The sequence below is a fragment of the Streptomyces sp. NPDC060002 genome, assembly GCF_042737245.1.
GTDB lineage: Bacteria > Actinomycetota > Actinomycetes > Streptomycetales > Streptomycetaceae > Streptomyces.
In genome coordinates, this window is the sequence record NZ_JBHWUW010000008.1 from 104,472 (window position 1) to 128,769 (window position 24,298).

General features: G+C 70.5%; 22 protein-coding genes, 1 tRNA gene and 1 pseudogene. 16 read left to right on the plus strand and 8 right to left on the minus strand.

The window, feature by feature from the left end; genetic code table 11:
• Nucleotides 1-3: 3 nt before the first annotated feature.
• The gene (locus tag ACFWBD_RS10505) at nucleotides 4-858 is read right to left on the minus strand and encodes an SDR family oxidoreductase (RefSeq protein ID WP_385665506.1); all 855 of its coding nucleotides are present in this window, start codon (nucleotides 856-858) and stop codon (nucleotides 4-6) included.
• A 109-nt stretch (nucleotides 859-967) separates the two neighbouring features.
• Between ACFWBD_RS10505 and ACFWBD_RS10510 the strand changes: the two genes are divergently transcribed.
• Nucleotides 968-1,363 carry a winged helix-turn-helix transcriptional regulator gene (locus ACFWBD_RS10510; protein WP_385665701.1) on the plus strand — a complete coding sequence of 132 codons (396 nt, stop codon included), beginning with the start codon at nucleotides 968-970 and terminating at the stop codon, nucleotides 1,361-1,363.
• Nucleotides 1,364-1,399: 36 nt separating this feature from the next.
• Here the strand turns inward: ACFWBD_RS10510 and ACFWBD_RS10515 are convergent, their stop codons facing one another.
• From ACFWBD_RS10515 to ACFWBD_RS10535, 5 genes are all read right to left on the minus strand, one after another.
• Nucleotides 1,400-2,479: a 2-oxoacid:ferredoxin oxidoreductase subunit beta gene (locus tag ACFWBD_RS10515; protein WP_385665509.1), complete on the minus strand. Its 1,080-nt coding sequence runs from the start codon at nucleotides 2,477-2,479 to the stop codon at nucleotides 1,400-1,402.
• On the minus strand, nucleotides 2,472-4,418 hold the full coding sequence (locus ACFWBD_RS10520; RefSeq protein ID WP_385665512.1) for a 2-oxoacid:acceptor oxidoreductase subunit alpha: 1,947 nt from the start codon (nucleotides 4,416-4,418) through the stop codon (nucleotides 2,472-2,474). Before ACFWBD_RS10520 ends, ACFWBD_RS10515 begins: the two co-directional genes overlap by 8 nt.
• A 267-nt stretch (nucleotides 4,419-4,685) precedes the next feature.
• Nucleotides 4,686-5,357 carry a LuxR C-terminal-related transcriptional regulator gene (locus ACFWBD_RS10525; protein ID WP_385665515.1) on the minus strand — a complete coding sequence of 224 codons (672 nt, stop codon included), beginning with the start codon at nucleotides 5,355-5,357 and terminating at the stop codon, nucleotides 4,686-4,688.
• 358 nt (nucleotides 5,358-5,715) lie between these two features.
• Nucleotides 5,716-7,101, minus strand: a complete 1,386-nt coding sequence (locus ACFWBD_RS10530) for a sensor histidine kinase (RefSeq protein WP_385665518.1) — start codon at nucleotides 7,099-7,101, stop codon at nucleotides 5,716-5,718.
• A 210-nt stretch (nucleotides 7,102-7,311) separates the two neighbouring features.
• Nucleotides 7,312-8,673 carry a sensor histidine kinase gene (locus ACFWBD_RS10535; protein WP_385665521.1) on the minus strand — a complete coding sequence of 454 codons (1,362 nt, stop codon included), beginning with the start codon at nucleotides 8,671-8,673 and terminating at the stop codon, nucleotides 7,312-7,314.
• 199 nt (nucleotides 8,674-8,872) lie between these two features.
• Here ACFWBD_RS10535 and ACFWBD_RS10540 point away from each other — a divergent pair, with 199 nt between their 5' ends.
• The 13 genes and pseudogenes from ACFWBD_RS10540 to ACFWBD_RS10600 all read left to right on the plus strand — a co-directional run bounded on the left by ACFWBD_RS10540 (nucleotide 8,873) and on the right by ACFWBD_RS10600 (nucleotide 21,563).
• Entirely contained in the window at nucleotides 8,873-9,280 is a 408-nt protein-coding gene (locus ACFWBD_RS10540; RefSeq protein ID WP_385665524.1) for an NADH-quinone oxidoreductase subunit A, read from the plus strand.
• On the plus strand, nucleotides 9,271-10,026 hold the full coding sequence (locus ACFWBD_RS10545) for an NADH-quinone oxidoreductase subunit B (RefSeq protein ID WP_385665526.1): 756 nt from the start codon (nucleotides 9,271-9,273) through the stop codon (nucleotides 10,024-10,026). Before ACFWBD_RS10540 ends, ACFWBD_RS10545 begins: the two co-directional genes overlap by 10 nt.
• Nucleotides 10,023-11,372, plus strand: a pseudogene (locus ACFWBD_RS10550) (NADH-quinone oxidoreductase subunit C); the annotation flags it as partial. The gene ACFWBD_RS10545 and the pseudogene ACFWBD_RS10550, both read left to right, overlap by 4 nt.
• A gap of 275 nt (nucleotides 11,373-11,647) precedes the next feature.
• Complete coding sequence (locus ACFWBD_RS10555; RefSeq protein WP_385665529.1) at nucleotides 11,648-12,616, plus strand: NADH-quinone oxidoreductase subunit H; 969 nt, start codon at nucleotides 11,648-11,650, stop codon at nucleotides 12,614-12,616.
• Entirely contained in the window at nucleotides 12,616-13,200 is a 585-nt protein-coding gene (locus tag ACFWBD_RS10560) for a NuoI/complex I 23 kDa subunit family protein (RefSeq protein ID WP_385665532.1), read from the plus strand. Before ACFWBD_RS10555 ends, ACFWBD_RS10560 begins: the two co-directional genes overlap by 1 nt.
• On the plus strand, nucleotides 13,197-13,856 hold the full coding sequence (locus tag ACFWBD_RS10565; protein WP_385665535.1) for an NADH-quinone oxidoreductase subunit J: 660 nt from the start codon (nucleotides 13,197-13,199) through the stop codon (nucleotides 13,854-13,856). The genes ACFWBD_RS10560 and ACFWBD_RS10565 overlap by 4 nt, the downstream gene beginning before the upstream one ends.
• Nucleotides 13,856-14,257 (plus strand): NADH-quinone oxidoreductase subunit NuoK, encoded by a 402-nt coding sequence (gene nuoK / locus ACFWBD_RS10570; protein ID WP_385665539.1) that lies wholly within the window; start codon nucleotides 13,856-13,858, stop codon nucleotides 14,255-14,257. The genes ACFWBD_RS10565 and nuoK overlap by 1 nt, the downstream gene beginning before the upstream one ends.
• A complete protein-coding gene (locus tag ACFWBD_RS10575; protein WP_385665541.1) occupies nucleotides 14,254-16,248 on the plus strand; it encodes an NADH-quinone oxidoreductase subunit L in 1,995 nt (664 codons plus the stop codon). Before nuoK ends, ACFWBD_RS10575 begins: the two co-directional genes overlap by 4 nt.
• Nucleotides 16,249-16,254: 6 nt before the next feature.
• Complete coding sequence (locus tag ACFWBD_RS10580; RefSeq protein ID WP_385665544.1) at nucleotides 16,255-17,853, plus strand: NADH-quinone oxidoreductase subunit M; 1,599 nt, start codon at nucleotides 16,255-16,257, stop codon at nucleotides 17,851-17,853.
• Complete coding sequence (locus ACFWBD_RS10585; protein ID WP_385665547.1) at nucleotides 17,850-19,385, plus strand: NADH-quinone oxidoreductase subunit N; 1,536 nt, start codon at nucleotides 17,850-17,852, stop codon at nucleotides 19,383-19,385. Before ACFWBD_RS10580 ends, ACFWBD_RS10585 begins: the two co-directional genes overlap by 4 nt.
• A 202-nt stretch (nucleotides 19,386-19,587) precedes the next feature.
• Complete coding sequence (gene htpX / locus ACFWBD_RS10590; protein WP_385665549.1) at nucleotides 19,588-20,451, plus strand: zinc metalloprotease HtpX; 864 nt, start codon at nucleotides 19,588-19,590, stop codon at nucleotides 20,449-20,451.
• Nucleotides 20,448-20,840, plus strand: a complete 393-nt coding sequence (locus ACFWBD_RS10595; RefSeq protein WP_351757594.1) for a YccF domain-containing protein — start codon at nucleotides 20,448-20,450, stop codon at nucleotides 20,838-20,840. The genes htpX and ACFWBD_RS10595 overlap by 4 nt, the downstream gene beginning before the upstream one ends.
• A gap of 150 nt (nucleotides 20,841-20,990) precedes the next feature.
• Nucleotides 20,991-21,563 (plus strand): SMI1/KNR4 family protein, encoded by a 573-nt coding sequence (locus tag ACFWBD_RS10600; RefSeq protein ID WP_385665552.1) that lies wholly within the window; start codon nucleotides 20,991-20,993, stop codon nucleotides 21,561-21,563.
• Between the two features lie 91 nt (nucleotides 21,564-21,654).
• On the opposite strand, the gene ACFWBD_RS10605 is transcribed toward ACFWBD_RS10600, so the two are convergent.
• Nucleotides 21,655-22,908, minus strand: coding sequence for an APC family permease (locus ACFWBD_RS10605; protein WP_385665555.1), 1,254 nt, complete (start codon nucleotides 22,906-22,908; stop codon nucleotides 21,655-21,657).
• A 185-nt stretch (nucleotides 22,909-23,093) separates the two neighbouring features.
• On the opposite strand from ACFWBD_RS10605, the gene ACFWBD_RS10610 reads away from it, so the two are divergent.
• Nucleotides 23,094-23,360, plus strand: coding sequence for a GlsB/YeaQ/YmgE family stress response membrane protein (locus tag ACFWBD_RS10610; protein WP_385665558.1), 267 nt, complete (start codon nucleotides 23,094-23,096; stop codon nucleotides 23,358-23,360).
• 124 nt (nucleotides 23,361-23,484) lie between these two features.
• On the opposite strand, the gene ACFWBD_RS10615 is transcribed toward ACFWBD_RS10610, so the two are convergent.
• Nucleotides 23,485-23,973 (minus strand): YajQ family cyclic di-GMP-binding protein, encoded by a 489-nt coding sequence (locus ACFWBD_RS10615; RefSeq protein WP_351757603.1) that lies wholly within the window; start codon nucleotides 23,971-23,973, stop codon nucleotides 23,485-23,487.
• Nucleotides 23,974-24,198: 225 nt separating this feature from the next.
• On the opposite strand from ACFWBD_RS10615, the gene ACFWBD_RS10620 reads away from it, so the two are divergent.
• A tRNA-Tyr gene (locus tag ACFWBD_RS10620) sits at nucleotides 24,199-24,280 on the plus strand.
• Nucleotides 24,281-24,298 lie beyond the last annotated feature (18 nt).

The following is a 24,298-nucleotide window of genomic DNA, read 5'->3' on the forward strand; positions in this document are numbered from 1 at the left end:
GTGTCAGCCCTTGAGCGCGGCCGTGATCGCCTCGGCGAGCGGAGTGGTCGGGCGGCCCGCCAGCCGGGACAGGTCGCCGCCGGTGACGACCAGCTCACCCTTCTCGATCGACGCGTCCACGCCGACCAGGATCGTGGCGAAATTCTCGGGCAGCCCGGCGCCGGTCAGGATGCCGGTGAGCACCTCGCCGGGCACGGAGTTGTAGGCGATCTCCTTGCCGGTCTGCCGGCTCAGCTCGGCCGCGTACTCGGCGAAGCTCCACGCCTCGTCGCCGCCCAGCTCGTACGTCTTGTTCTCGTGACCCTCGCCGGTCAGCACGGCGACGGCCGCGGCCGCGTAGTCGGCGCGGGAGGCGGCAGAGACCCGGCCCTCACCGGCGGCGGAGACGACGGCGTTGTGCTCCAGCACCGGGGCCAGCTGCTCGGTGTAGTTCTCGTGGTACCAGCCGTTGCGCAGCAGCGTGTACGGCACGCCGGAGGCGATCAGCGCCTTCTCGGTGGAGCGGTGGTCGTCCGCCAGTGCCGCGCTCAGGCTGCCCGGCGCGCTGGTGTACGCGAGGAGCGCGACCCCGGCCGCCTTCGCGGCGTCGATCACGACCTGGTGCTGGGCCGGGCGGCCCTTGTCGAACTCGTTGCCCGAGATCAGCAGCACCTTGTCGCCGGAGGCGAACAGGCTGTCGAAGGTCTCGGGGGTGTTGTAGTCGGCGACGGCGAGGCGTACGCCGCGAGCCGCGAAGTCGGCGGCCTTGGCCTCGTCGCGTACGACGGCCGTGATCTGCTCCGCCGGAACCTTCTCCAGCAACTGCTCCACGACGTGGCGGCCGAGGTGTCCGGTGGCTCCGGTGACGATGATGCTCATGGCTCAGAAACTCCTACGTGGGGGCTGCGGGTCTGGCACCGACCCTAGGAGAAGCACTAACCAAGCGAAAGTACCCACTTTGAAGTAAGGTACTGGCATGGCAGTAAGCATGCAGGTGAGCGCCTCCGAGGCGGAGGGCATGTGTCCCTACCGACTCGTCCTCGAACATGTCACCAGCCGGTGGGGTGTCCTCGTGCTGATCGAGCTGCTCGACCGCTCGTACCGGTTCAGCGAGCTGCGCCGGACGATCGGCGGGGTGGGCCGGCCGGTCAGCGAGAAGATGCTCACCCAGACCCTTCAGACCCTCGAACGCGACGGCCTGGTGCACCGCGACGCCAAGCCGGTCATCCCGCCCCGCGTCGACTACTCCCTGACCGACCTCGGCCGGGAGGCGGCCGAGCAGGTGCGCACGCTCGCCCTGTGGACACACACCCGGATGCCGGACGTGGAGCAGGCCCGCCGGACATACGACGAGGCCCGGGAACTCCGCTCCCGGGCCTCGTGAACCGGTCCTCGACAACCGTCGACAACCGTCCTCGTCTCAGCCGACGACCGTCCAGGTGTCCCCGCCCGCCAGCAGCGCCCCCAGATCGCCCTTGCCGTGCTGCTCGACCGCCGCGTCCAGCTGTTCCGCCAGCTGGGTGTCGTAGACCTGCCGCTCGACCGAGCGCAGCACGCCGATCGGCGTGTGGTGCAGGGTGTCCGGGTCGGCCAGCCGGGACAGCGCGAAGGCGGTGGTCGGGGACGCGGCGTGCGCGTCGTGGACCAGGACGTCCGCCTCGTTCTCCGGGGTCACCGTGACGACCCGCAGATCACCGCTCGCCGGGTCGCGTACGACGCCTCGCGCGCGTTCCGCCCCGAACCGGATCGGCTGCCCGTGCTCGAGCCGGATCACCGTCTCCTCGGCCGACTGCCGGTCCTTCAGCGCCTCGAACGCGCCGTCGTTGAAGATGTTGCAGTTCTGGTAGATCTCGACCAGCGCCGTGCCGGGGTGGGCGGCGGCCTGGCGCAGCACCTCCGTCAGATGCTTGCGGTCGGAGTCGATGGTCCGCGCCACGAACGACGCCTCCGCGCCGAGCGCCAGCGACACCGGGTTGAAGGGCGCGTCCAGCGAGCCCATCGGCGTCGACTTGGTGATCTTGCCGATCTCCGAGGTGGGCGAGTACTGGCCCTTGGTGAGCCCGTAGATCCGGTTGTTGAACAGCAGGATCTTCAGGTTCACGTTCCGCCGCAGGGCGTGGATCAGATGGTTGCCGCCGATGGACAGCGCGTCGCCGTCACCCGTGACCACCCACACGCTCAGGTCCCGCCGGGAGGCGGCGAGGCCGGTCGCGATGGCCGGCGCCCGCCCGTGGATGGAGTGCATGCCGTAGGTGTTCATGTAGTACGGGAAGCGCGACGAGCAGCCGATGCCCGACACGAAGACGATGTTCTCCTTGGCCAGTCCCAGCTCCGGCATGAAGCCCTGGACGGCCGCCAGGATCGCGTAGTCACCGCAGCCGGGGCACCAGCGCACTTCCTGATCGGACTTGAAGTCCTTCATGGACTGCCGGGCCACGGCCTTGGGGACGAGCGAGAGCGCCTCGATCGTGCCCGTGCCTTCCGTCGAGGTCTCAGGCATCGATGGCCTCCTTGAGCGTCGCGGCGAGCTGCTCCGCCTTGAACGGCATGCCGTTGACCTGGTTGTACGAGCGTGCGTCGACCAGGTATTTCGCCCGTACGAGGGTGGCGAGCTGGCCCAGGTTCATCTCCGGGATGACCACCTTGTCGTAGCGCTCCAGCACCGCCCCCAGGTTGCGCGGGAACGGGTTCAGATGCCGCAGATGGGCCTGCGCGACGGCCTCCCCGGCGGTGCGCAGCCGCCGTACCGCGGCGGTGATCGGCCCGTAGGTGGAACCCCAGCCCAGCACCAGGGTCCGCGCCTCGTGCGGGTCGTCGACCTCGAGGTCGGGGACGTCGATGCCGTCGATCTTGGACTGCCGGACGCGGACCATGAACTCGTGGTTGGCCGGGGCGTAGGAGATGTTCCCGGTCCCGTCCTCCTTCTCGATCCCGCCGATGCGGTGCTCGAGCCCCGGCGTGCCCGGGACCGCCCACGGCCGGGCCAGGGTCTGCGGGTCGCGCTTGTACGGCCAGAAGACCTCGCTGCCGTCGTCCAGGGTGTGGTTGGGCCCCTGGGCGAACTGCACGGTCAGGTCCGGAAGCTCGTCCAGCTCCGGGATCCGCCAGGGCTCGGAGCCGTTGGCCAGGTAGCCGTCGGACAGGAGCATCACCGGCGTGCGGTAGGTGAGCGCGATCCGGGCCGCCTCCAGGGCCGCGTCGAAGCAGTCGGCGGGCGTGCGGGGCGCGACGATCGGCACCGGCGCCTCGCCGTTGCGCCCGAACATGGCCTGCAACAGGTCGGCCTGTTCGGTCTTGGTCGGCAGGCCGGTCGACGGGCCGCCCCGCTGGATGTCCACGATCAGCAGCGGCAGCTCCATCGAGACCGCGAGCCCGATCGTCTCGCTCTTCAGCGCCACCCCGGGCCCGGAGGTGGTGGTGACGGCGAGGGACCCCCCGAAGGCCGCCCCCAGTGCCGCGCCGATCCCCGCGATCTCGTCCTCGGCCTGGAACGTACGCACGCCGAAGTTCTTGTGCCTGCTCAGCTCGTGCAGGATGTCGGAGGCCGGCGTGATCGGATACGACCCCAGGAACAGCGGCAGATCGGCCTGCCGGGAGGCGCTGACCAGCCCGTACGCCAGAGCGAGATTCCCGGAGATGTTCCGGTAGGTGCCGACGGGAAACGCTTTCGCGGCCGGGGCGACCTCATAACTGACGGCGAAGTCCTCGGTCGTCTCGCCGAAGTTCCACCCGGCACGGAAAGCGGTGAGGTTGGCGGCCGCGATCTCGGGCTTCTTCGCGAACTTCGACTTCAGGAACTTCTCGGTGCCCTCGGTGGGCCGGTGGTACATCCACGACAAGAGGCCGAGCGCGAACATGTTCTTGCTGCGCTCGGCCTCTTTACGGGTGAGGTCGAATTCCTTGAGTGCCTCGACGGTCAGGGTGGTCAGCGGGACCGGATGGAGCTGGTAACCGTCGAGGGAACCATCCTCCAGCGGCGAGGCCGCGTACCCCACCTTCTGCATCGCCCGCTTGGTGAACTCGTCCGTGTTGACGATGATCTCCGCGCCGCGCGGCACATCGCTGATGTTGGCTTTCAGCGCCGCCGGATTCATGGCGACCAGCACATTGGGCGCGTCACCCGGAGTGAGGATGTCGTGGTCGGCGAAGTGCAGCTGGAACGAGGAGACGCCGGGGAGGGTGCCGGCGGGCGCGCGGATCTCGGCGGGGAAGTTCGGCAGGGTGGAGAGGTCGTTGCCGAACGACGCGGTCTCCGAGGTGAAACGGTCGCCGGTGAGCTGCATACCGTCACCCGAGTCGCCCGCGAACCTGATGATCACCCGGTCGAGACGACGGACGTCCTTCGTCCCATCCGGTTTGCGCTGCTCTCCCACGACGGTCCCGTCGGCTCCGTCGGTTCCGTCGGCCTGTTCCGCTGGGCTGCTGACCTGACTGGTCACTGAACTGGACCTCCCTCGAGGTGGCTGTCCCGGAGGGCCTTCCCAAGGCCATCCAGGGATCAACCCTACGTCTGTAAGGGTCGCCTTACCTCGGCCATTCGTATGACGGTTCGCTGTCCCGAGACGGCCCGGCACCCCCGCTTTTCATGATTTACCGCCGCCCGGCGCGATTCCGGTAGACGCTCCGGATCACACCACGGTTCTCCACCGCCTGTTCGCCGCCTCCACCGAGTTCCCCCCCTCGACGAAAGGCACAGTGCCACCTCGCTAGGAATTGAGATAGGTGAGGACCGCCAGTACGCGGCGGTGATCCCCGTCACTCGGCGACAGGCCGAGCTTCTGGAAGATGTTGCTGACATGCTTCTCCACGGCCCCGTCGCTGACGACCAGCTGCCGGGCGATCGCGGAGTTCGTCCGCCCTTCGGCCATCAGCCCCAGAACCTCCCGCTCCCGCGGGGTGAGCCCGGCCAGCACATCCTGCTTCCTGCTCCGCCCGAGCAGCTGCGCGACGACCTCCGGATCGAGGGCGGTACCGCCCTGCGCGACCCGCACCACGGCGTCCACGAACTCCCGCACCTCTGCCACGCGATCCTTGAGCAGATACCCGACCCCGCGACTGGAACCGGCCAACAGTTCGGTGGCGTACCTCTCCTCCACGTACTGCGACAACACCAGCACCCCGAGCCCGGGATACGCCCTGCGCAGCTGTACGGCGGCCCGCACCCCTTCGTCCGTATGGGTCGGCGGCATCCGCACGTCCGCGACGACGACGTCGGGCAGCGAACCCTCGTCGCCGAGCTCCGTAATGGTCTTGACCAGAGCGTCCGCATCCCCGACCCCGGCCACCACCTCATGCCCCCGGTCGGTCAGCAACCGGGTCAGTCCCTCCCTCAACAGCACCGAATCCTCGGCGATGACCACCCGCACCCTGTCCTCCACGATCCTCGGCCCCCCAGCCGTCCACCCGTTGGTAGAACCAGTCAAGCATTCCAGCAACGGGCCCGTCTGCACCCGGCCAGAAGCCCGACCACGACGAGGACGGCTCGATCAAGGCCTTGACCCGCACGGTTTCGGCCTCGGGAAAAGCCGACGGGCGACGCCGCCCAGCCCGCCCGGGGGCAACCCCAGACGGGCGAGCTCGAAGCTGAGGCCCGTTCAGGGCCGATATCGGTGGCCGGGAGGCTTGGTGGCCCAGGCCCCTGGGGGGTTTGAGGGGCCTGTGGGACCTGGGGACCTGGGGGGGCTTGGGGACGGGAAGGGACGGGAAGGGGCGGCGGGGGCGATATGAGCTCGCCGCTCAGGCCCCGTGCCCGCGCCAGGGCAACTCCGCCGTCACCCGGGTAGGCCCGCCCGCCGGCGAATCCACCACCAGGATCCCGTCCACCGCGTCCAACCGCCCCGCGAGCCCGGCCAGCCCCGACCCCCCGCCGGAGGCATCCGCTCCGCCGCCCCCGTCATCCGCCACCTGCAACATCAGCCGATCCTCCGCCCGCCACACATCGACCGAAGCCGACCGCGCCCCACTGTGCTTGCTGATGTTCTGCAGCAACTCCGAGACGGTGAAGTACGCGATCCCCTCGATCGCCGGCGCCGGCCGCTCCACCAGATCCACATCCACCCGTACCGGCACCGTGCACCGCGACGCCACCGAGGACAGTGCCGCGTCCAGTCCCCGGTCCGTCAGCACCGCCGGATGGATCCCGCGCGCCAGGTCCCGCAGCTCCTGCAACGCCGTCTTCACCTCACCGTGCGCCTCGTCCACCATCCGTGCCGCCGCCCGCGGATCCTCCCGCAGCTTCTCCTTCGCGAGCCCCAGATCCATCGCCAGCGCCACCAGCCGGGCCTGCGCCCCGTCGTGCAGATCGCGCTCGATGCGCCGCAGATCGGCGGACGCCGTGTCCACCACGACCCCCCGGTCGGACTCCAGCTCCACCACCCGCGCCCCCAGCGACGACGGCCCGAGCAGCCCGTGCACCAGCAGCCGGTCCACCGTCGTCAGCGCCCGCACGATCCACGGCGTGGCCAGCGTGATCAACAGGCCCACCAGCGCCGTCACGGTGATCTCGAACGGGTTGTCGAGGTAGACGCTGTGCTGCTCGTCGCCGTACAGCTGAAGCCCGCCCTGACCGCCGTACATCGGGAAGACCCAGAACCACAGCGGATACGTCAGCATGGTCCAGCCGAACGACCACACCGTCACGGCGACGCCGAAGGAGAACACCGCCCACGGGAACTGCACCACCGCGTACAGCGCCTGCCGCCACGACGTGCCGCTCTTGAGGACGGCGGCCATCCAGGCCATCGCGCCCCTGCCCCGCGGCCGCAGCGGCTCGGGATCGGCGACCTCCAGGCCGAGCAGCCCGCGCGCCCGGGCCCGTTCCAGTGCTCCGAAGCCCCGGCCCGCGGCCAGCCCCGCCGCCAGCACCGGAATGCCGAGGAAGGTCACCAGCAGGCCGGCCCCCAGCGACAGCATCGTGATCATGAAGGTGAACAGCAGGACGCCGATCGGCAGACCGAGCAGGACGTAGAGGAGTTCCCGCCAGTGGCGTGCCGTGAGCGGCTCACGCAGCCCCGTCGGCAGCAGGTGACGACGCGCACCTTCGCGGCGCCCGTACTCCGGCCCGTACTGGTCATGGCGCCCGTACTCGTCATGCTGCCCGTACTGCCCGTACTGCGTGGCCATCGGCGTCGTCCGTTCTACTCGTCCTGCTCGTCGCGCAGCTGTCGATCCGTACCTCCAACCCTCCTCGGCGGCGGGCCCGTGGACCATGGAGTCCATCGGTGTCTCGGAAGGGGGGTTTTCCCTACCTCGCCCCCCCACGGCCGCCACCCCCATGCCGGCCGCCACCCCCATGCCGGCCGCCACCCCCGATGCCCCGCTTTCCGCTTTCCGCTATCCGCGGTTCCGCCAGGGCAACTCCGCGGTCACCGTCGTAGGACCCCCCACCGGCGACTCCACGATGAACAGTCCGTCGACGGCGTCCAGCCGCTCCGCCAGCCCCCGCATGCCCGACCCGCCGTCGAGCCGTGCCCCGCCCCGGCCGTCGTCCCACACCTGGACGAGCAGCCGGTCGTCGGTCCGCCACACGTCGACCGAAGCCGACCGGGCCGCGCTGTGCTTGCTGACGTTCTGGAGCAGTTCGGAGACGGTGAAGTAGGCGATGCCCTCGATGGCCTGCGCCGGTCGGGACGTCAAATCGGCGGTCACCTTCACCGGCACCGTGCAGCGCGTGGCCACCGAGGACAGTGCCGCGTCCAGTCCCCGGTCGGTCAGGACGGCCGGATGGATCCCGCGTGCCAGGTCCCGCAGCTCCTGGAGCGCGAGCTTCACCTCGCCGTGCGCCTCCTCCACCATCGCCGCCACGACGTCGTCGGCCTGCCCCTCGAGCAGCTTCTCCTTCGCCAGGCCCAGCCCCATCGCCAGGTTGACCAGCCGGGCCTGCGCCCCGTCGTGCAGATCGCGCTCGATGCGCCGCAGATCGGCGGCGGCGGTGTCGACCACGACCCCCCGGTCCGACTCCAGCTCCGCGATCCGCCGCTCCAGCTCGTCGGAGGGCGACAGCAGGGCCCGCACCATCGCCCGGTCCGCGTTGGTCAGGCCGCGCGCCAGGAACGGCAGCACCGGCCACAGCACGAACAGCGAGGGAACGACCACGCTGAACGTCAGGACGCCCCAGGGCAGCCGGATGAGGTCGTACAGCACGGTGCGCCAGGCCACCGGGTCCTTCACCGCCAGCCACATCCGCTGCAGGAGCCCGCCCGCCCTGCGCAGCGGCAACGGGCTCGGCTCGTCGATACGCACCCCGAGCAGCATCCGCGCCCGCCCCCGCTCGAACCGGCCCAGCAGCCGTGCGCCGGCCAGCCCGAGCGCGAGCAGCGGGAACCCGATCACGGTGACGGTCATCGCGGCGCCGGTGACGATCACCGTCATCACATAGGTGAACCCGATCAACGACATCGGCAGGTTCGTCAGAAGATGCGTGATCTCCTTCCACGTCTGCGGGTCGTAGGCGAAACGGGCCGGGGGCAGACGGCCGTCGACCTGCCCGGCCGTGCCCGGCTCGGCGGTCGTGAGGGGGGCGGCTCTCGGACGGGAGCCGCTCGGCTGGAAGCCGCCCGGGTGGGAACCCCCCTTGCCGGAGTTGCCGGAGTTGCCGGAGTTGCCGGAGTTGCCGGAGTTGCCGGAGTTGCCAAAGCTGTCGGGGTTGCCGGAGCTGTCGGGATAGGAGGCGGATCGGCTGGCGGAAGCGGTCATATGGGCTAGCCTGCCGCGCCCCACGGCCCCGCGCCATGAGGTCTGCTGCCTTACTCGGCCGGGGGAAAACCCCCGCCCGGCAAGACAAGGCGTGACGAGCTGCTTACCGTCCCTTTATCAGGGCCTAGACTCCCGTGCGTACAGATCGTCGAACGGGCCTGTCGTCGAAGAGACTGAGGTCAGGGAGCGAGGGACGGGCGTGTGGGAACGGACCGTCGATGTCGCGGCGCAATTCGCGGCGGACTACTTCCAGTCGTACTCCGTCGTCGGGCTGCTCGCCGTCGTCGGCGTGCTGTTCGTCGCCGTGGCCTTCGGCGCGGGACGCCTGCTGCGCCCGGTGGTGCCCACCCCGGAGAAGCTCCTGACGTACGAGTGCGGAGTCGACCCTGTCGGCGAGGGCTGGGCCCACACCCAGGTCCGCTACTACGTCTACGCCTTCCTCTACGTGATCTTCGCGGTCGACTCGATCTTCCTCTTCCCCTGGGCGACGGTCTTCGCGGCCCCCGGCTACGGCGCCGCCACGCTCGTGGAGATGTTCATCTTCCTCGGCTTCCTGGCCGTGGGCCTGCTGTACGCCTACAAGAAGGGCGTCCTGACATGGACGTGACGCCGAAAGTGAATGCGTCGGAGCAGCCGGAGCAGCCGGAGCAGCCGGAGCAGCCGGAGCAGCCGGAGCAGCCGGCACAGCCGGAGCGGCTGGAACAGGTGCCCTCGGAACCCGTTCCGCTGCCGGAGCCGAAGCGCCTGGGCACCCTGGCCCGCCTGGCCCCGGAGCCGATGAAGGTGATCCTGAACTGGGGCCGCCGCTACTCGCTCTGGGTCTTCAACTTCGGCCTCGCCTGCTGCGCCATCGAGTTCATCGCCGCGTCGATGGCCCGCCACGACTTCATCCGCCTCGGCGTCATCCCCTTCGCGCCGGGCCCCCGCCAGGCCGACCTGATGGTCGTCTCCGGCACGGTCACGGACAAGATGGCCCCGGCCGTGAAGCGCCTCTACGAGCAGATGCCCGAGCCGAAGTACGTCATCTCCTTCGGCGCGTGCAGCAACTGCGGCGGCCCCTACTGGGACTCGTACTCGGTGACCAAGGGCGTCGACCAGATCATCCCGGTGGACGTGTACGTACCGGGCTGTCCGCCGCGCCCGGAGGCGCTTCTCCAGGGCATCCTCAAGCTCCAGGAGAAGATCGCCCGGGAGTCCCTGCACGAGCGTTACGGCCCGACCCCTTCCCGCCCCTCGCCGGTGGCCCTGCAGAGCGACCTGGTGCGGCCCCCGGCCGCCGAGTCCCCTGCGGCGCCCTCATCGCCCTCATCGCCCTCATCGCCCTCATCGCCGTCATCGGGGGAGGGCCGATGACCACGATCGGCTGGCTCCCCGCCCCCGCCGACGAGCTCTTCGGTCCACAGGCCACGGCCGAGGAGTCCTATGACGTCCTGACGGTCGATGTTCCGCCGTCCTCCTGGACCGACGCCCTGCGCGTGGCCCGCGACCGCCTGACCTGCACCTACTTCGACTGGCTGAGCGCGGTCGACGAACCGGGCACGGGCTTTCGCGTCTCGGCGCACGTGGTGGCCCTGTCCCCGGTACGTCGCCTGCTGCTGCGCACGACGATCCCGCACGAGGCACCGACCCTCGCCAGCGCCATCGACGTCTACGCCGGCGCGGCCTGGCACGAACGCGAGACCCACGAGATGTTCGGCGTCACCTTCGAGGGCCACCCCGCCCTGAACCACCTCCTCCTCCCGGAGACCTTCGAGGGCCACCCCCTGCGCAAGGACTTCGTCCTCGCAGCCCGCGTCGCCAAGGCCTGGCCCGGCGCGAAGGAGCCCGGAGAGTCCGAGCACGGCGGCCCCAAGCGACGCCAGATGCTTCCCCCAGGCGTCCCCGACCCCAACGAATGGGGCCCGCTGAAGGGCCAACTCCCACCCGCCCCGGCCCGCCCGGCCCGAGCGGCGGCGGGACGTGCGGCAGGCGACCGCCCGGTCCGCCGCGCCCGCACGGCCTCAGAGGGCTCAGCAAGCCAACCGCCCCCCCCAGCCACAGAAACCTCCCCAACCTCTCCGGCTTCTTCGACCCCCTCGGCTCCGGCGGCGCCTGCAGGACCCCGCCGTGCCCGAAGCGCGAGCGCGGGCTCGGCGTCACAACGGACGGGCACCACGGAGCCCGTCGGCCCCGCAGCAACCGAGCCCGCCGAGCCGACGGAACCGACGGAACCGACGGCCCCTGAGTCGACGCCGCAACCCCCGGCAGGACCACGCCGCGCGCGCAGCGCCTCCCAGGGCTCGGCCTCCCAGCGCACCCAGCCCCCGACGACACCTCCCGACACCCCCGCCCGCCCCTCCGCGGCCCCCCGCAACTCAGACGCCCCGTGGCACCACGCCCGCCCGGCGTTCGACGAGCCACAGCAGACCCCAGAACCGAGCAAGCAACGGGAACCACAAGGTGAGCCGGGGCCGAAGCCGGACCGGGCGCCGAAGCCGGACCGGGCGCCGGAGTCAGACCAGAAGCCGGGATCGGACCGGGCGCCGGAGTCGGACCGGGAGTCAGACCAGAAGCTGGAGCCGGCCCGTGAGCCGGAGCCGGACCAGGCGTCGGGCCATAACCCGGAACCGGACCAGGAGCCGGGGTCGGATCAGGGGCCGGAGCCGGACCAGGCGTCGGGCCATAACCCGGAACCGGACCAGGAGCCGGGGTCGGATCAGGGGCCGGAGCCGGATCAGGCGTCGGGCCATAACCCGGAACCGGACCAGGAGCCGGGGTCGGATCAGAGGCCGGAACCGGATCAGAGGCCGGAACCGGATCAGAAGCCGGGGTCGGATCAGGGGCCGGAGTCGGTCAGCTCTGAGCAGGTTGCCCCCGGGAAAGCCACGCCCGGGCAGCCGGAGCCTGTCGAGAAGCCCGTGCCCACCCGTGGCGCGCCGGACCGTACCGACGGCACGGAACCCCCCGCCCCCGAGGACCCCACAGGAGGCTCGCAGTGAACGACGCTCCCGACGTCGCCCTGCGACTCCTGGTCGTCTTCGTCGTCTTCCTCACCTTCCCCCTGATCGTCGGTCAGACCGAGCACAAGGTGATGGCCCATATGCAGGGCCGCCTGGGACCGATGTACGCGGGCGGCTTCCACGGCTGGGCCCAACTCGTCGCGGACGGCGTCAAGTTCGTACAGAAGGAGGACATCGTCCCCGCGGGCGCGGACCGCCGTATCTTCCAGCTCGCGCCTGCCGTGGCTCTCCTCCCGTATCTCCTGGTCCTCCTCGCCATCCCCATCGGCCCGGGCGAAGGCGCCGTCGGCCAGGTCGTGGACGCGGGCATCTTCTTCGTGCTCGCGGTGATGGGCGTCGGCGTACTCGGCTCCCTCATGGCCGGCTGGGCCAGTGCCAACAAGTTCTCCCTTCTCGGCGGCCTGCGCACCGCCGCGCAGCTCCTCGCCTACGAACTACCGATGCTGCTCACCGCCGCCTCGGTGGCGATGGCGGCCGGCACGGTCTCCCTGCCCGGCATCGTCGACGCCTTCGAGTGGTGGTGGCTGCCCTGGCAGATCATCGGCGCGATCGTCTTCTTCGTCGCCGGTCTCGCCGAACTGCAGCGGCCCCCCTTCGACATGCCCGTCGCCGACTCGGAGATCATCTTCGGCGCGTACACCGAGTACACCGGGCTGCGCTTCGCCCTCTTCCTCCTCGCCGAGTACGCCGGAATCGTCGTCCTGTGCGGCCTGACCACCGTCCTCTTCCTGGGCGGCTGGCACGGCCCCTGGGGCGCCGACGGCCTCGGCTGGGTCTGGACCCTCCTCAAGGCGGCCGTCCTCGCCTTCGTCGTGATCTGGCTCCGCGTCACCTATCCCCGTCTGCGCGAGGACCAGCTTCAGAAGCTCTCCTGGACCCTCCTCGTCCCCCTTTCCCTCGCCCAGATCGCCCTCACCGGCATCGTCAAGGTGGTGATCCGGTAATGGCCCCCATCCCCGGCAGTGGCCTCGCCAAGGGCCTGGCCGTCACCCTCCGCACGATGACGCGGAAGACCGTCACCGAGCAGTACCCGGACGTCCAGCCCGAACTTCCGCCCCGCACCCGTGGCGTCATCGGCCTGTTCGAGGAGAACTGCACGGTCTGCATGCTCTGCGCCCGTGAGTGCCCCGACTGGTGCATCTACATCGACTCCCACAAGGAGACGGTCCCGCCCGCCGCCCCGGGCGGCCGCGAGCGCAGCCGCAACGTCCTCGACCGTTTCGCCATCGACTTCTCCCTGTGCATGTACTGCGGTATCTGCATTGAGGTCTGTCCTTTCGACGCCCTCTTCTGGTCACCGGAGTTCGAGTACGCCGAGACCGACATCCACGAACTCACGCACGAACGCGACAAGCTCCGCGAGTGGATGTGGACCGTCCCGGCCCCACCCGCCCTCGACCCCGCCGCCGAGGAGCCGAAGGAGCTCGCGTCCGCCCGCAAGGCGGCCGAGAAGCTGGCGGCAGCCCAGGCCGAGTCGTACGCACCCCAGGCAGCCGAGCCGAACGCACCCCAGGAAGGAGAATCGTGACCCTCGCTCAGGCCCACCACGGCTTTCTCTCCCCGACCGGCGTCGAGATCGCCTTCCTGCTCGTCGGACTGGTCACCTTCGGCGCCGCCCTCGTCACCGTGACCACCAGGCAACTGGTGCACGCCGCCCTGTGGCTCGTGGTCGCCCTCGGCGGGCTCGCCGTCGAATACCTCCTGCTCACCGCCGAGTTCATCGCCTGGGTGCAGGTCCTCATCTACGTCGGCTCCGTCGTCGTGCTCCTCCTCTTCGGTCTGATGCTCACCAAGGCCCCCATCGGCCGCTCCCCGGACGCGGACTCCGGCAACCGCTGGGCCGCTCTCACGGTTGCCGTCGCCGCGGCCGCCGCGCTCATCTGGGTGGTCGTCGACGCCTTCCGCGCCACCTGGATCGACCTGGACGGTCCGGCCGCCGGCTCCACCGAGGTCACCGGCGCGAGCCTCTTCCAGAACTGGGTCCTTCCCTTCGAGGCACTCTCCGTCCTTCTCCTCGCGGCACTGGTCGGCGCGATCGTCCTGTCCCGCAGGGCGAAGGCGGAGCCGAGCTCTCCCCCTGTGAACTCCCGGGCCGCCACCAAGAGTTCCCGATCCGTCACAGAGAGTTCCCTTTCTGTTTCGGATGCCCGTGAGGACCCGGCCGAGCAGGAAGGCACCCGCTGATGCACCTCGTCTATCCCGCCGTCCTGTCCGCCCTCCTCTTCTGCACCGGCCTGTACGGCGTCCTCGCCCGACGCAACGCGATCCTCGTCCTGATGTCCGTCGAGCTGATGCTCAACGCCGTCAACCTCAACCTGGTCGCCTTCGACGTCTGGCTCAGCAGGACCGCCGAGGAGACCCTCCACTCCGGTCAGGCCCTGACCCTGTTCACCATCGCCATCGCCGCCGCCGAGATCGGCATCGGCCTGGCGATCGTGCTCGCCGTCCACCGCAACCGAGGCACCGCGGACATCGACCGTCTCCGCGACACCGCCGAAGGCCACGAGAGCCCCGCGACCGACGGCCCCGACAGCGACACCCCCGCGACCGGAACGGCCGCCGAGAAGGCTGAGGCCACCGCGTGACCACGACCACCCTCGCCGTCCTCGTCCCCCTCCTCCCGTTCCTGGGCGCGGCCGCCGGACTGCTCCTCGGCCGCACCGCCCCCGGCTTCGTGCGCCCGCTCGCCGTCCTGCCGACCCTCGCCGCGTTCGTACTGGCCGCGATCGTCGCCGTACGCCAGGGCGGAGACGCCTCCGTCACCGCGGCCACCGAACTGACCCCCACCGGCTCGATCCCGATCGAACTGGCCCTCTACATCGACGGCTTCGCCGCCCTCGTCGCCGTCCTGGTCGGCCTCGTCGCCACCTGCGTGCAGATCTACTCGACCGGCTACCTGCGCGAGGACCCGCGCTACCCCTCGTACGCCTCGCTCGTCTCCCTCTTCACCTCCGCGATGTTCCTGGTCGTCTACTCCGGCGACCTGATCGTGCTGCTGGTCGGCTGGGAAGTCATGGGAATCTGCTCCTACTTCCTGGTCGGCCACTACTGGGAGACCCCGGAGGCCCGCGCCGCCTCCATCAAGGCCTTCCTCGTCACCAAGCTCGGCGACGTCCCCTTCCTCATCGGCCTGTTCGCCCTCGCCACCGACGCCGGGTCCTTCCGGATCACTAAGGTCCTCGCCACCGTCGCGCACGGCGGACTCGACCATCCGACGGTCGTCGCCCTGCTGCTCCTCGCGGGCGTGGCCGGCAAGTCCGCGCAGTTCCCCCTGCACACCTGGCTCCCGGACGCGATGGCAGGCCCCACACCCGTCTCCGCGCTGATCCACGCCGCGACGATGGTCGCCGCCGGCGTCTACTTCGTCGCCCGTCTCCTCCCGGTCTTCGAGGCGTCCGCGGCCGCGATGGTGACCCTCGCCGCGATGGCCGCCATCACCATGGTCGGCTCGGGCCTGGCCGCCCTCGCCCAGGACGACATCAAGCGCGTCCTCGCCTACTCGACGATCGGCCAGCTCGGCTACATGACCGGCGCCCTCGCCGTCGGCGACCGTGGTGCCGCCGTCTTCCACCTCCTTTCGCACGGCGCGTTCAAGGCGCTGCTGTTCCTCGCGGCCGGCGTGATCATCCACGCCGCCGGAACCAACTCGCTGGCCGCCATGTCCCGCATGAGCCACCTGCGCGACCGCATCCCCGACGCCTACTGGACGATGACCGTGGCGCTTCTCGCGCTGGCCGCGATCCCGCCGTTCAGTGGCTTCTTCTCCAAGGAGTCGGTGCTCGGCGCCGCCGAGCGCATCACCGCGGGCCACACCGGGCACGCGCCCGGCGCCGCAGGCTGGATCGTCCTGGCCGCCGGCCTGCTCACCGCCCTCCTCACGGCCGCCTACGCGACCCGCCTGTGGTTGCTGACCTTCCACGGCCGGGGCCCCGAGGCCCCCGACCACGGCCGCCAGCCCCTGACCATGACCGTGGTGCTGTGGGTTCTGGCCGTCCCGTCCCTCGCCCTCGGCGGGCTCGCCTACCGCAGCCTCCCCGACTGGTTCGACGGCAACGACCTCGCCCCGACCCTCACCACGTCCGTCCTCGGCACGGGTGTGGCCCTGGCCGGCGGACTCGTCGTGTACGCCGCCTGGCGCCATCTCACCGGGCTCGCCGCCCGCGTACCCCTGGGCGCGGTCGCCGCCCACCCCGAGGGTGACGCGGGACTCGTCGAGGCCGAGGCGATCGCGACGCACGCGCCGGCCTACGGAGACGTGGCTTCCGCCCCCGACCCGGCGGACCCCGGACGACTCCTGCTCGGCCCGCTGCACCGCCACGCGGCCGTCGGCTTCCACCTCGACGCCGTGTACGAGGCGCTGTTCGTCCGCCCGGTCCAGGCCGGCGCGAGTCTCGTCCGGTTCCTCGACCGCGAGGTCGTCGACACCTACGTACGCGGCGCGGGCACTCTGCCCCGCTGGCTGGGGACCGCCGTACGGCGCGCTCAGACCGGCAACCTTCAGACCTATGTGAGCGCGCTGCTCGCCGGCACCGTCGTCCTGGCGGTCGCCGCCCTTCTCGTCGCTTCGGGAGCGTGAGCGGGCGTGATCGATATCAACGAGTCCGTGATGCAGGTCCTTCTGGCATTCATCGTGGTCGGCCCGCTCCTCGGCGCCGTCGCCGCTCTTCTGCCGGCCCCACCCGGGCTGAAGGGGAAGTCACCCGAGCAGGCCGTGCTGCGCCACGGCATGACCGTGACCGGCGCGATCCTCATCGCCGCGGTCGTCCTCGCGCTCGGCTTCGACCACGACCATCCGTCGAGGATGCAGGCGACCACGGACATCAGCTGGATCCCCGCACTCGACGTGCGCATCCACCTCGGCATCGACGGCATCTCCCTCCCCCTGCTGGTCCTTTCCGCGCTGCTGACCTTCCTCTGCGCGGTGTACTCCTACTTCAAGCGGCAACACCAACCACCTACGCCGCAGACCGCGGACCCGTCCCCGAAGGCCTTCGTCGCACTCGTGCTCGTCCTGGAGTCCGGCACCCTCGCGGCCTTCGCCGTCCTCGACCTGCTGCTGTTCTTCCTGGCCTTCGAGATGGTCCTCGTCCCGATGTACTTCCTCATCGCCCGCTGGGGCGGCGCGGGCCGGACCAAGGCCGCCTGGAAGTTCATCCTCTTCACGCTGCTCGGATCCGTCGTCATGCTGCTCGGCCTGCTCCTGATCGGAATCAAGGCGGGCACATTCGACATGGTGGCACTCGCCACTGACAATGGCCGGTCACTGACCACATCCGTGCAGGTCATCGCCGTACTCGCAATCGGGATCGGGCTCGCCGTCAAGACCCCGATGTGGCCGCTGCACAGCTGGCTGCCCGACGCCCACACCGCCGCCCCGACCGTCGGCTCGGTCCTGCTGGCCGGAGTGCTGCTGAAGATGGGCCCGTACGGCTTCGTCCGGATCCTGCTGCCCGTCGCGCCGGACGGCTTCCGCGTCTTCGCGCCCTACCTCGCCGCGTTCGCCGTCGTCGGGATCATCTACGGATCCCTGGCCTGCCTGGCCCTCGCCAAGCGGGGTGCGAAGGGCGACCTCAAGCGCCTCATCGCCTACTCCTCCGTCGGCCACATGGGTTTCGTCCTGCTCGGCATCGCGACCATGACCCCGACCGGCGTGAACGGCGCCCTGTTCGCCAACATCGCCCACGGGCTCATCACCGGCCTCCTCTTCTTCCTGGTAGGAGCGCTGAAGGACCGCACCGGCACCACCGATCTGGACGCCCTCGCCGAGCAGACCGGCGCCGCGCTGTACGGCAGGACCCCCCGCCTCGGCGGCCTCCTCGCCTTCGCAGCCGTCGCCTCGCTCGGCCTGCCGGGCCTCGCCGGCTTCTGGGGCGAGATGCTGGCCCTGTTCGGCGCCTTCAACCCCGCCGACGGCCTCAGCCGCCCCGCCTTCCTCACCTTCACGGCGATCGCCGCGTTCGGCACTCTGCTGACGGCCGCGTACCTGCTCGCCGTGGTCCGTCGCGTCTGCATGGGCGCCGTCCCGCAGGACGCCCCCCGCCTCGCCGACGTGCAGACCTACGAGTTCGCGGCCTGGGCCCCGCTCGTCGCCCTCACCGTCGTCGCCGGTCTGTGGCCGAAGGCCCTCCTCGGGCTGACCGACCCGGCCGTGCAGCAGCTCCTCGCAGGAGGCACCCGATGAGCGCCCTGGCCCAGCCCGCGTTCCAGCCCATGGCCGGGTCGGTGGTCCAGTCCGTCGACTGGCTGGCCATCGCACCGCCCACCCTGGCGGCGGTCGTCGCCCTCGTCGTCCTCGTCGCCGACCTCTTCGTCGGCGACGCCCGCAAGCCGCTCCTCGGCTGGCTGTCGGTCGCGGGACTCGCCGCCTCCACGGCCCTCCTCCTGCCTCTCCTGGACGGCGACCGCTCCACCTTCTGCCTGACCGGCGACCCGCGCGCGTGCAGCTACACGGCAGACCGCTTCACCCTCGTGATCCAGTTCCTGGTGCTCGGGGGAGCGCTCCTGGCGGCCCTGTTGTCGGTCACCACCCTGAAGGACGCGCGCGGACGGCTCCCCGAAGGCGAGTTCTGGTTCCTGCTGCTGTCCTCCGCCGCCGGTGCCGCCCTGCTGCCCGCCTCCCGCGATCTCGCCACCCTCGTCGTCGCCCTGGAGGTCGCCTCCCTGCCCGCCTTCGCCCTCGTCGGCATCCGGCACGGCGACCGCAGGTCCTCCGAGGCGGCCCTGAAGTTCTTCCTGTCGTCCGTCACAGCGACCACCGTCAGCCTCCTGGGCATCAGCTTCGTGTACGCGACGACCGGCACCCTGTACCTCACCCAGGTCGCCGACCGCATCCAGCACGTCGACGGCCGGCTGGACACCCTGGCCCAGACCGGCGTGGTCCTCACCCTCATCGGCTTCGCCTTCAAGACGGCCGCCGTCCCCTTCCACTTCTGGGTCCCCGACACCTACGTCGGCGCCCCCCTGCCCATCGCCGCCTACCTGTCGGTCGTCGGCAAGGCGGTCGGCTTCTCCGGCCTCATCCTCGTCACCGTCATCGGCTTCCCCTCGTACGCCGACGTCTGGGGTCCCGCGCTGGCCGCGCTGGCCGCTCTCACCATGACCGTCGGCAACGTCGGCGCCCTCCGCCAGCAAGCCACGCGCGCGTACAGCGCCGTACGCCTGCTCGCCTGGTCCTCCGTGGGCCAGGCCGGCTACCTCCTCGTCCCGATCGCCGCCGCCGCGTACTCCGACGACGCCGAGCACGCCATCGGCTCCACCGTCGCCTACGCCCTGATGTACGCCGCCGTGAATCTGGGCGCCTTCGCGGTGGCCGCCCTGGTGGGCCGTACCAGCGCGACCAACCGCATCACGGACTACCGGGGCCTCTACGCGAAGAACCCGGCGGCAGCCCTCCTCCTGGCCTTCTTCCTGCTCTGCCTCGCCGGAGTGCCGCCGGGCGTCATCGGTCTCTTCGCGAAGGTCACCGTCTTCTCGGCAGCCGTCGACGCGGGCCTCGGCTGGCTCGCGGTCGTCATGGCCGTCAACGTGGTGATCGCCCTGTACTACTACCTCCAGTGGACGGCCCTGCTCTTCCGCGCCCCCGAAGGCGAGCCCGAGAAGCACCGCGTCCCCGCCCCGCTCACCGTCGCGATCGCCCTCACCGCGGCCCTCGGCATCGCCCTCTCCGGAGCACCCCAGCTGGTCCTGCGCTTCACCGACACCGGCCTCTTCTGAGCCCGCACGCGCGCGTGCGCCCCCGTCCTCACCCGGACGGCCCACACCCATGCCCGCAAGCACAAGGGAACTAGTGCCTCCCGCCTGGCGTTGACCAGTACGGGAAGGTGCACTGGATGTGACACCACGGCACAGTGCCACCGGACACGAGCAAGATCCGCAAGCAAAGGGTTCCCCTGCTGCACGACTTGGAGGGCGTACCGTGCACCGCCGGCACAACGGGCTCAGGACCGCAGTACTCCTCGGGGGACTGTCCGCACTCATCATCGTCATCGGCAGCTTCTTCGGCCGCATGGGGCTGGTCGTCGCCGTCCTGATCGCGCTCGGCACCAACGCGTACGCGTACTGGAACAGCGACAAACTGGCGCTACGCGCGATGCGCGCCCGCCCGGTGAGCGAGTTCGAGGCTCCCGCCCTGTACCGGATGGTCCGCGACCTCTCCACCCAGGCCCGTCAGCCCATGCCCCGCCTGTACATCTCCCCGACCGAGGCGCCCAACGCCTTCGCCACCGGCCGCAACCCGCGCAACGCCGCCGTGTGCTGCACGGAAGGCGTCCTGCGCCTCCTCGACGAGCGCGAACTCCGCGGCGTCATCGGCCATGAGCTCAGCCACGTCTACAACCGGGACATCCTCATCTCCTCGGTCGCCGGCGCGCTCGCCTCCGTGATCATGTTCCTCGTCAACTTCGCCTGGCTGATCCCGATCGGCCGCTCGGACGACGACGACGGCCCCGGCATCCTCGGCATGCTCCTGATCATGATTCTCGGCCCGCTCGCCGCCGGCCTCATCCAACTCGCCATCAGCCGCTCCCGGGAGTACGAGGCGGACGCCTCGGGCGCCCAGCTCACCGGTGACCCGCTGGCCCTCGCGAGCGCGCTGCGCAAACTGGAGACAGGCACCAAGCAGCTTCCGCTGCCCCCGGAGCCTCGCATCGAGACCGCGAGCCACATGATGATCGCGAATCCCTTCCGCCCGGGCCAGGGACTCTCCAAGATGTTCTCGACGCATCCGCCGATGGCGGACCGTATCGCCCGGCTCGAGAAAATGGCAGGTCGCCACCAGTGAAGACCATCCTGAACGTCATCTGGCTGATCCTGAGCGGATTCTGGCTGTTCCTCGCCTACCTGGCCGCAGGAGCCCTGCTCTGCATCACGATCATCGGCATTCCCTTCGGCATCGCTGCTTTCCGAATCGGCGTTTACGCCCTCTGGCCCTTCGGCTACACGACGATCGAGCGTCGGGACGCGGGCGCACCCTCCTGCCTCGGCAACGTGCTCTGGCTGGTCCTCGCCGGCTGGTGGCTGGCCATCGGACACATCGTCACCGGCCTCCTTCTCTGCCTGACCATCATCGGCATCCCGTTCGGCATCGCGAACTTCAAGCTGATCCCGGTCTCGCTGTTCCCGCTGGGCCGCGAAATCGTGCCCACGGACCAGCCGTTCGCGGCGCGCTGACGGGCCGAGCCCGATCCGCTCGTGCCCACAACCCGTCAGTGACCCAGCAGCCGACCGCTCGACGGCAGTCCGCCGCCGGCCGGTTGTCCACAGGCGGGGAGTTGTCCACAGGCCGGCGCGGTTGTCAGTGGCGGCTTGCATCATGAACGCATGACCGAGAACGAGCAGTTGCGGGCAAGGGTGGCGGCCAAGGCGGCCACCACCCGCCCCTGGGGTTGGCCTTCGCTCCCCGACCCTGTGGACGCGGCCACCGTGGCCCGTGCCGAGGCCGCCCTCGGCTTCCGCCTGCCTCCACTGCTCGCCGACCTCTACCTGCGTGTAGGTGACGGCGGATTCGGCCCGGAGTACGGCCTGCTGCCCCTGCTCGACAGCTCTCCGGCCGGTGAACCCGCCGCTGTCACGCAGTACCTCACCTTTCGCGCAAGCGGTCGCGAGGACCCCGACTGGCCCTGGCCCGAGGGCGTCCTGCCGATATCCCACTGGGGTTGCGCGATGTACGCCTGCGTGGACTGCCGCTCCCCGCAGGCGACGGTCCTGCTCTTCGAACCGAACCCCGGTGACCCCGACCACGCCTGGTTCGTCGACGCCCCCAGCCTCACGGCCTGGCTGCACGCCTGGCTCGACGGCACGGGCTGGTACGACACCCTGGACGATGACCCGGAACCGACCCCCTGGAACGAGTTCCGCATACGCACGGCGGCACCTGGGGCGACGACGCGGTAGCGGTCTGCTGACACGCCCCCGTCGCCCGGCCACCGCCCCCGTCGGGCGTCCGTAGCCGCCGTCGTACGGCTACCGCGCGCCTGCCCAGCGCCTACCGCGCGCCTGCCCAGCGCCGCCGTACCCCGTAAGCGAGCACGCCCACCGCCAGCACCCCCGCCCCCACGAGCACCGAGGTCCTCGGCAGCGCGAACACGAGAACCACGCAGCCCAGGAACCCCACCGCGGGCAGCACCCGCTTCGCCGGGGCCGGATCGAGCGTCCAGGCCGACGCGTTGGCCACCGCGTAGTACGTCAACACACCGAAGGAGGAGAACCCGATCGCGCCCCGGACGTCCACCGTGGCGGCCAGGACCGCGACCACCGCGCCCACGGTGAGCTCGGCCCGGTGCGGTACCCGGAAGTGCGGATGTACGGCGGCCAGGGCGCCCGGCAGATGCCGGTCCCGGGCCATGGCCAGCGTCGTGCGCGAGACGCCCAGGACGAGGGCGAGGAGCGAGCCCAACGCCGCCACGGCCGCCCCGATCCGTACCACCGGCACCAGCCCGGGCACCCCCGCCGCCCGCACCGCGTCGGCCAGCGGGGCCTCCGCCCGCCCGAGATCGCCCGACCCCAGCACGGAAAGGACGGCGACCGCCACACACGCGTACACGACCAGCGTGATCCCCAGGGCCAGGGGAATCGCGCGGGGGATGGTGCGCGCCGGGTCCCGCACCTCCTCGCCCAGGGTCGCGATGCGCGCGTACCCGGCGAAGGCGAAGAACAGCAGGCCGGCGGCCGTCAGCACCCCGCCGACATCCCCGGAGATCCCGACGTCCAGCCGCCCGTCCTCGGACGCACCGGACCCCAGGCACACGACCACCACGGAAGCGAGGACCGCCAGGACCACCGCAACGATCGCCCGCGTCAGCCAGGCCGACTTCTGGACGCCGCCGTAGTTGGCCGCGGTCAGGGCCACCACGGCCGCGACCGCCACCGCGTGCGCCTGCCCCGGCCAGACGTACGCCCCGACCGTCAGAGCCATCGCCGCACAGGAGGCTGTCTTCCCGACCACGAACGACCAGCCCGCCAGATACCCCCAGAACGCGCCGAGCCGCTCGCGCCCGTACACGTACGTGCCGCCCGAGGCCGGATACAGGGCGGCGAGTCGCGCCGACGACATGGCGTTGCAGTAGGCGACCAGCGCGGCGAGCGCGAGTCCGAGCAGCAGCCCGGAGTCCGCTGCCTGCGCGGCGGGAGCGAGGGCCACGAAGACGCCGGCACCGATCATCGAGCCGAGCCCGATGACCACGGCGTCGCCGAGGCCGAGCGTCCGCCGCAGTTCGGTGCGCGATCCGGGCTGTGTCATGGGCCGCACCCTACTGATCGACGGAACCACCGCGTGCCGTCGTGACGTCGTCCTCATCGACACGACCGAACCCGCGTGCGGCGCAGGACGCGGGGCGCGACGGAAACGAGCACAGCCCGTCCGGAGCGAGCGACATCACAGTGTCCGGACAGCGCGGGCACAGCACGGAAGGGCAGGTTCAGGGCATGAGCATCATCAGCTGGATCATCCTGGGGTTGTTGGCCGGAGTCGTTGCCAAGGTCCTGCTGCCGGGCCGCGACCCGGGCGGCTTCATCGGCACGACCCTCATCGGCGTCGCGGGCGCGTTCATCGGCGGCTGGATATCGGCCCGCTGGCTGGACCACCCCATCACCAAGGACTTCTACGACGGCGCGACCTGGGCCGCGGCGATCGGCGGTTCGCTGGTGCTGCTGATCGTCTATCGCCTGCTGTTCGGCAACTCGCGCGACTGAGTGCCTCTGAGTGCCTCTGCGGCGGGCCGGACGAGAAGGGTGGGCACCCGACGGGCGCCCACCCTTGCTCGTGGCTGTCCGGCTCGAGTCCGGCCGCCGGTCGTCCGCCCGGTCGTCCGGCCGACTACCGGTAGTTCACGAACTGAAGAGCGAAGTCGAAGTCCTGGCCCTTGAGCAGCGTGATGATGGTCTGGAGGTCGTCGCGGCTCTTGGAGCTGACACGCAGTTCCTCGCCCTGCACCTGGGCCTTCACGCCCTTGGGGCCCTCGTCGCGGATGAGCTTCGCGACCTTCTTCGCGTTCTCCTGGGAGATGCCCTCCTTGATCTCCGCGAAGAGCTTGTACTCCTTGCCGGAGAGCTGGGGCTCGCCCGCCTCCAGGGCCTTGAGGGAGATCCCGCGCTTGATCAGCTTGGACTGGAAGACGTCGAGGACGGCGTTCACCCGGTCCTCGGAGTTCGCCTCCATCAGGATCTTGTCACCGGACCACGAGATCGAGGCGCCGACGCCCTTGAAGTCGTAGCGCTGCGAGATCTCCTTGGCGGCCTGGTTGAGGGCGTTGTCGACCTCCTGCCGCTCGACCTTCGAGACGATGTCGAAACTGGAGTCGGCCATGTCCTGTGGCTCCTTGTATCGGGGTGCGTGTCAGGTGCGTATCGGCGTGCGTGGGGGCGACCGCCGAGCCCGGCGTGATCCCGGGCCGCATCCGCACAAGCCTAGTCACCCCGCTCCCTCCGGGCGGCGAGGAATCAGGTGGCGAAGCACCCCTGGGCATCGGGTATCGTTTACGTCGTTGCCAGGGAGCACCGCCGAAAAGCGGTTCGAACAGGCAGCAAACCCGGCGGTGTGCCCGAGCGGCCAAAGGGAGCAGACTGTAAATCTGCCGGCTCAGCCTACCCAGGTTCGAACCCTGGCGCCGCCACGCTGAGAGAAGGAACCC

Bases quoted from the DNA above. Each gene is read 5' to 3' on its own strand.
- ACFWBD_RS10505 (WP_385665506.1), bottom strand. From the start codon at position 858: ATGAGCATCATCGTCACCGGAGCCACCGGACACCTCGGCCGCCACGTC.
- ACFWBD_RS10510 (WP_385665701.1), top strand. From the start codon at position 968: ATGCAGGTGAGCGCCTCCGAGGCGGAGGGCATGTGTCCCTACCGACTC.
- ACFWBD_RS10515 (WP_385665509.1), bottom strand. From the start codon at position 2,479: ATGCCTGAGACCTCGACGGAAGGCACGGGCACGATCGAGGCGCTCTCG.
- ACFWBD_RS10530 (WP_385665518.1), bottom strand. From the start codon at position 7,101: ATGGCCACGCAGTACGGGCAGTACGGGCAGCATGACGAGTACGGGCGC.
- ACFWBD_RS10535 (WP_385665521.1), bottom strand. From the start codon at position 8,673: ATGACCGCTTCCGCCAGCCGATCCGCCTCCTATCCCGACAGCTCCGGC.
- ACFWBD_RS10545 (WP_385665526.1), top strand. From the start codon at position 9,271: ATGGACGTGACGCCGAAAGTGAATGCGTCGGAGCAGCCGGAGCAGCCG.
- ACFWBD_RS10560 (WP_385665532.1), top strand. From the start codon at position 12,616: ATGGCCCCCATCCCCGGCAGTGGCCTCGCCAAGGGCCTGGCCGTCACC.
- nuoK (WP_385665539.1), top strand. From the start codon at position 13,856: ATGCACCTCGTCTATCCCGCCGTCCTGTCCGCCCTCCTCTTCTGCACC.
- ACFWBD_RS10585 (WP_385665547.1), top strand. From the start codon at position 17,850: ATGAGCGCCCTGGCCCAGCCCGCGTTCCAGCCCATGGCCGGGTCGGTG.
- ACFWBD_RS10600 (WP_385665552.1), top strand. From the start codon at position 20,991: ATGACCGAGAACGAGCAGTTGCGGGCAAGGGTGGCGGCCAAGGCGGCC.
- ACFWBD_RS10605 (WP_385665555.1), bottom strand. From the start codon at position 22,908: ATGACACAGCCCGGATCGCGCACCGAACTGCGGCGGACGCTCGGCCTC.
- ACFWBD_RS10610 (WP_385665558.1), top strand. From the start codon at position 23,094: ATGAGCATCATCAGCTGGATCATCCTGGGGTTGTTGGCCGGAGTCGTT.
- ACFWBD_RS10615 (WP_351757603.1), bottom strand. From the start codon at position 23,973: ATGGCCGACTCCAGTTTCGACATCGTCTCGAAGGTCGAGCGGCAGGAG.